This window comes from Moorena sp. SIO4A5 (assembly GCF_010672005.1).
Taxonomy (GTDB): Bacteria; Cyanobacteriota; Cyanobacteriia; order Cyanobacteriales; family Coleofasciculaceae; genus Moorena.
The window spans coordinates 1-5,517 of record NZ_JAAHHZ010000301.1 but is presented as its reverse complement, the minus strand read 5'-3'; the positions used below and the strand labels follow the sequence as shown (position 1 = coordinate 5,517).

The following is a 5,517-nucleotide window of genomic DNA, read 5'->3' as shown; positions in this document are numbered from 1 at the left end:
TGCGGATGAAATTAGATACTTGCGGCATCAAACTTAAACTGAGCCACTGGCATCAGTTTAATCAACACGAGCGTCAGCAACTGGTAGAGATACCCTGCACTACGACCGAGTCAATCCAAAAGTATGCAGACTATGTTCAACACCTAGTTATAAACTATACAGGAAAACCCGCTTCTAATTTACCTGTTGATCCCCAAGCTCCCTGGATGAATTCTCAGGTAATTCCATCTACCGTGGCGGAAAAAGCTATGGAATTGGGAGTCGTAGTAACTACTCAACAGTGGGCAGAACTAACTCCTATCCAACGTTTTTCCCTGATTAAACTGACGCGCCCTGGTCATGAAAACAAAAACTTTTTACCAGCACTCAAGGAATTCCAATTAGTTTTTGTTAACCGTTAACCTACTCAACAAGGGACGCCTACGGCGAACACCCTTCAACAAATTCAGACCAAGTCAAATATGCCCCTTAAATCTGGATTAGCTTAACTGCTAGAAGTACCTACTTGATCTACCACGACCTGATCCTGACAAGACTGGTTTTGGGCTTTCTGTATTAGCTCTCGCATTTGATCAAGATGATCTAAGGCTGAATTAAGCTGGCTTTGACGTAATTCTGATGATAGGTTAGAGTGGTTAGCTAGGTTTTCTAGAATAGCTTGAATAGTGTTGAGCAAGATACACAGTTGATAATCTTGACTGGTGCTCAAGTTACTTTTGGGATAGTTGAAATCCTCACACTGTTGGGAATGATTTAATCCTTGACCCTCTATCGGTTTTGACAAAATTACTGTTAGTTTTCTGTTTTGGTCTGTGTTTTGGTCTGTGTTGGGTGACTCTGATTTATGATTAAACCTATCTCCTGATAAAGCGATCGCATTTTCTGCCATCTTCCCAAACTCCTCACCAGGGGGAATGGCTTTGTGGGATTTGTTCACGGATTCTTTGGCTGGGTCTAATTGCTCAACGGTTTGCTGCAATGTCTCCACAATGCCATACATTTCCATTGGGTCAAACACTCGCAGCAGGGTTGTTTGGGTGACAATACCAATTTCTTTACCCCAATTCCAAGACACCACCAATCGCCGCACACGACGCTTTTGCATTTCCTGATGAGCTGTCCATAGAGAATCCTCAGGACTCAGCAGAAATAGAGGTGTACTCATCACATCCTGAGCCTGGACTTTAGACAAATTCAGCTTGAGAGACTGAAATTGGACAATATCCCGCTCTGTGACAATCCCCACTGGCATACAGATATCCTCTCCATGGTCGGAGGTAATGACCACACAACTAACTCGGTGCTTATTCATGAGTCGGGCTAAACTCAATACTGAGACAGTTGGAAGCGCATTAACCACCTGGGGGGTCATCACTTCTGATACCCGTCGTAACTTGAGCAGATTGGCTGGTCGCAAGACCTGGCGAATTCGCTCTGGTGAAACAACACCCACGAGCTGACCGTGATCATCCACAATTGGTAAGTGGCGAATCCGAAACCGACGAAATATAAATAAGGCAGCAAAGATATCCCGACAAGCAGTTTGAGGAAACGTAATCACCGGCTGTGCCATGACCTCAGCTACTGTTACCTCTTGAAAGTTAATGCCATTAGCTGTTAGCCGGACAATATCGCGCTCAGTAAATATTCCCAGCAACTTGTCTGAGTGCATTACCAAAACGCAGCTAGACCGTGGCTCACGAATGCTGAGCTGGTCTGATGGTGAGTATAAATTGGGCAATGAACAACTTTTGCCTCCCTCCTGACTCATCAAAGCAATTACGTCGATTAGGAGGGTGTCAGGAGCAACGATCAAAGGCTGATGATCTATTGCCTCTTCTAGGGTTGGGGCGCAGATAAGTCGATCGTTGAGTTGCATAATTAATTTGATACGTGAACTTCCGTGACCTACGACCGCCGCCAACCGCTACACACTATGGCGCTGGTGTATTTACTGAGCCTGGGTTTTTTTAGAGGGATGTTACGGACAAATCCCGCAAATCCAGAAATAATATGCACATAACTTGTATAAAGGTATATAATAAATAGATGTTACAGCAAAATAATCTTTAACCCTTATATGACATAGCTTTTGGCTTTTATAGGTTGCCAGGGATACTGGGACTTTCACCATTTGGGCTTAGGGGCAAATAATTAGGCATTGCTGACCTAGCTTGGCAATTGTCCGATGGCATTGTCCGATGGGATTGTCCGATGGGATTGTCCGATCAGGTACCCTGGCTTATCTAACGTTCTGTTTCAGGTGTTCTAACTACTTTACCAGCTTGGAGCTTACTGATTTACTTACTGATTTAAGTTCCCTTGACTGGGGTTTTGAGGCAAACTAGACACCCTAGGGGTTCTACCGTATAGCCGGTCTAAAACCCGCTTAACCGAGATTCGTTTCCACTGCTGACCACGCTTGGTTGTATAGCCATGGTGATTGAGCCAGTTAGCGATTTGTTGTAATGACTTGCCCGATTTATGGTGACGGCGAATTAACTCAATTACATGCTGTTCTTGGGGATCATCCACTAACTCACCATTTAGGGCGCGTTGACCGAAGGCCGGTGAACCATAACCTGCATAGCCACCCATAGTTGCCTTCGCTTGTCTACCTCGGTTTAGCCTTTCGATCAGGCTATCCCTTTCTAATTCCTCAGCAGCCATAATTTAATGCATCAAGCAACTTCATATAACCATGGTAAACCAAACTATAGCCTTAGCCATCCTGGTTATTACAGCTATTCAAACCGATTAACCGCCCTTCTTTATTAAAGGAAGATAAAAGGGGTAACCATCTTGACTGTTATTGACTTTTTACCCTTTACCGTTGACTATAAATTTGTGGTAGTTTTAAAAAATTTCAAGAATATATCATGAGTACAGTTGCTTACATCAAAGACAGTGAATTTGATGCACTTTTAACCTCTGAAGTTCCAGTTGTCGTTGATTTTACAGCCCCTTGGTGTGGTCCATGTCGTAAAATTGGTCCTTTAATGGATAAACTTTATGAAGAGTACAAAGATCGCGTTAAGGTAGTAAAAATCGATATTGATGCCGACAAAGCTACTGCAAAAAAATACAGTATCCGCAGCATTCCTGCGGTGCTGATTTTTAAGGGCGGTGAAGTGGTAGAAACTATTGTAGGAGTTGCTGACTATGAAAAATTTACTGCCGCACTTGAACAGCAACTTTAGGTTTAATTAAAAACATAAAAATTTAAAAAACTTTCTGAATTCTGAGTTTAAGTCTGACTTATTTCCTTCAAGCCATGACATGTAAATGAGGAGAATCGGCAATGGAGACAACTCAATCAGTCCGATGTCCCAACTGTGGGAATATGGCTCAACGTCACTACTTAATCGGTTCTCAAGCATCACATTATGCTTGTGCTGGAGATCAGGTCACCAAAACTGAATGCCCAGTTTGTGACTATTTAATGGTAATGTGTTCTGTGAGCGGTAATGTGATCGAAGCTTACGCACCAGGTAGAAAAGTTATGGCTAATTCGGGCAAATTTCCCGAAGTAGTGCACAAAGAAAGTCCTGCTTTTATAGAAGTAGCAATGAATCGCAATCCCAGGTTAGTTGCTAGTAGTAAATATCAATTAACTCCTGTAGGGTAAAACAAGTAAGCTATCAGCTAATAGCTGATAGCTTACGGCAAAAGGGCACTGGGATATATCTTTTTTATTTGATTTCAATAATAGACAGTTTAACGGCACAATAGCTTATCGAGCATACTGCTGAATTGTGGCTTGAGCACTGGCATAGACGGAGGTACCTTTAGGAATTTGTTTCAAATAATCCAAAGCCTTAGTGTAGTTCTTTAAAACAGCTTGGTTATAAGCCATCTTTGAGAGATACTTAGCCCGAATTTCTTGCTTAGCGGTATAGTCAACAATTTTTTCCTGAGCCTTAGGATAGGCATCGGTATTTTGAGGAATTTTTTTCAAATATACCAATGCATTGGTAAAGTCTTTCTGAGCAGCTCGATTGTAAGCCTGCTGAAGAAGGAAGTTTGCTTTTATGTTTCGCTTTTGAGTGTACTCCGGAATTTTTTGTTGAATTGTAGCGTAGGCTTTTGTTCCCTTTGGGATTTGTTTAAATGTGTTGAGTGCACCAGTAAAGTCTCTATCGATAGCCTGGTTGTAAGCCTGCTGTAGTAACTGGTAAGCTTCCTTCTCAAGATTAGCTTGAGATTGGCTGACCATAGGTTCTATTTGCTGTTGCCAGAAGACAATATTAGGAATCTGACTAGCTTGCTCAATTACCTCTACCCATTTCTGTTGCTCAAAGGCAGTTTTTATCTGGGGAAATAGGGCTTTGGCATCTTGCCAATCTTTTTTCCACTGAGCGATCGCATTTTGAGCATCTTGATAGTTTTCACTATCTGCGGGAATAGATTTTACCAGCTTCAGTGCTGCGTCTAAATCCCCTTCCTGGTACTTTTGCTCAGCTTGTGCTAGCTTAGCTTCTGCCTGGTTGCCACCCCATGAGAACAAGTAGCCTCCAGCTACTACTAATAAGGCTACAGATGTGGAAACTCCCATGGCGGTGAGATTAAGTCCACTAGACTTTCTGGTAGGAATAGTAGGCATAGAGGGATAATAAATTTCCTCTGTTTCCTCTGTTTCCTCTGTTGGAAGAGTCTCTGGTTCAATTGGCTCACCCAGAGTATCCTCAGTTGTTTCCTCTGTTTCCTCTGTTGGAAGAGTCTCTGGTTCAATTGGCTCACCCAGAGTATCCTCAGTTTTTTGTTTGTAGGGGTTTGGGGATGTTGGTGGTGCTGAAGACATTGATAAGTTTATAGATGATTTAGAACTAGTTAAGGAATGGAGTGCCTCCAAAACCTGATCAGCAGACTGGTAACGGTCTTTGAAGTAATAGCGCACCATCTGCTGAATAATGCCAGCGAAATCTTTAGTGACTGTGGCGTAGTCCTGCCAAAGGGCTTCTCCGGTTAATGGGTCTTCTTCTAGGTGTATGGGTTTGAGTCCTGTGAGTGCCTCAATGGCAATCATCCCTACAGCATATAGGTCACTACAGGGACGAGGTTTACCGAGAATTTGCTCTGTTGGTATATACCCGAATGCGCCCAAAGCCGCTATGGCACTAAATTGAACACCAACTAATGGTGTCCGTACCTGCTTAATACCGCTAAAGTCAGTTAAAACTAATTTGCTATCGTCTGATCGTCTGATCAGATTGTCTGGCTTGATATCACCATGAATCACCCCTTGACCATGGACAAATGCCAAAATCTCTAAAACCTCTTGTAGCAGATTGATTACCCTGCTTTCACTCCAGGGTTGATTGAGTTCCTCACTCAGGGGTCGTCCAGGGATGAAATCTTGAACTATGTAGAAGCTATGGTCAATTTCTAGGCAATCTAAAATTTTGGCAACTTGGTCATGCTGACAGATAATCTCCAAAATTTTAGTTTCACGATGAAATATATCTTTTGCAGCTTGCCAGGAGTCAGGGTCATCAGTAACAGGACGGAATTGTCTAA

At 42.7% G+C, this 5,517-nt stretch carries 6 protein-coding genes; 3 read left to right on the top strand and 3 right to left on the bottom strand.

The window, feature by feature from the left end; translation table 11 throughout:
* On the top strand, window positions 1-401 hold a 401-nt coding region (locus F6K57_RS35555; RefSeq protein WP_293072710.1), incomplete at its 5' end, for a nitrate reductase associated protein.
* A gap of 83 nt (window positions 402-484) precedes the next feature.
* Here the strand turns inward: F6K57_RS35555 and F6K57_RS35550 are convergent.
* Together F6K57_RS35550 and F6K57_RS35545 are read right to left on the bottom strand one after the other, a co-directional pair.
* Entirely contained in the window at window positions 485-1,879 is a 1,395-nt protein-coding gene (locus F6K57_RS35550; RefSeq protein WP_293056917.1) for a CBS domain-containing protein, read from the bottom strand.
* 425 nt (window positions 1,880-2,304) lie between these two features.
* On the bottom strand, window positions 2,305-2,670 hold the full coding sequence (locus F6K57_RS35545) for a recombinase family protein (protein ID WP_293072708.1): 366 nt from the start codon (window positions 2,668-2,670) through the stop codon (window positions 2,305-2,307).
* 209 nt (window positions 2,671-2,879) lie between these two features.
* On the opposite strand from F6K57_RS35545, the gene trxA reads away from it, so the two are divergent.
* Complete coding sequence (gene trxA / locus F6K57_RS35540; RefSeq protein WP_293056886.1) at window positions 2,880-3,200, top strand: thioredoxin; 321 nt, start codon at window positions 2,880-2,882, stop codon at window positions 3,198-3,200.
* A 101-nt stretch (window positions 3,201-3,301) separates the two neighbouring features.
* Window positions 3,302-3,628, top strand: coding sequence for a hypothetical protein (locus tag F6K57_RS42285; protein ID WP_364305466.1), 327 nt, complete (start codon window positions 3,302-3,304; stop codon window positions 3,626-3,628).
* 105 nt (window positions 3,629-3,733) lie between these two features.
* Here F6K57_RS42285 and F6K57_RS35530 read toward each other — a convergent pair.
* Window positions 3,734-5,517: serine/threonine-protein kinase (locus tag F6K57_RS35530; protein ID WP_293072706.1), on the bottom strand; the 1,784-nt coding region annotated here is incomplete at its 5' end.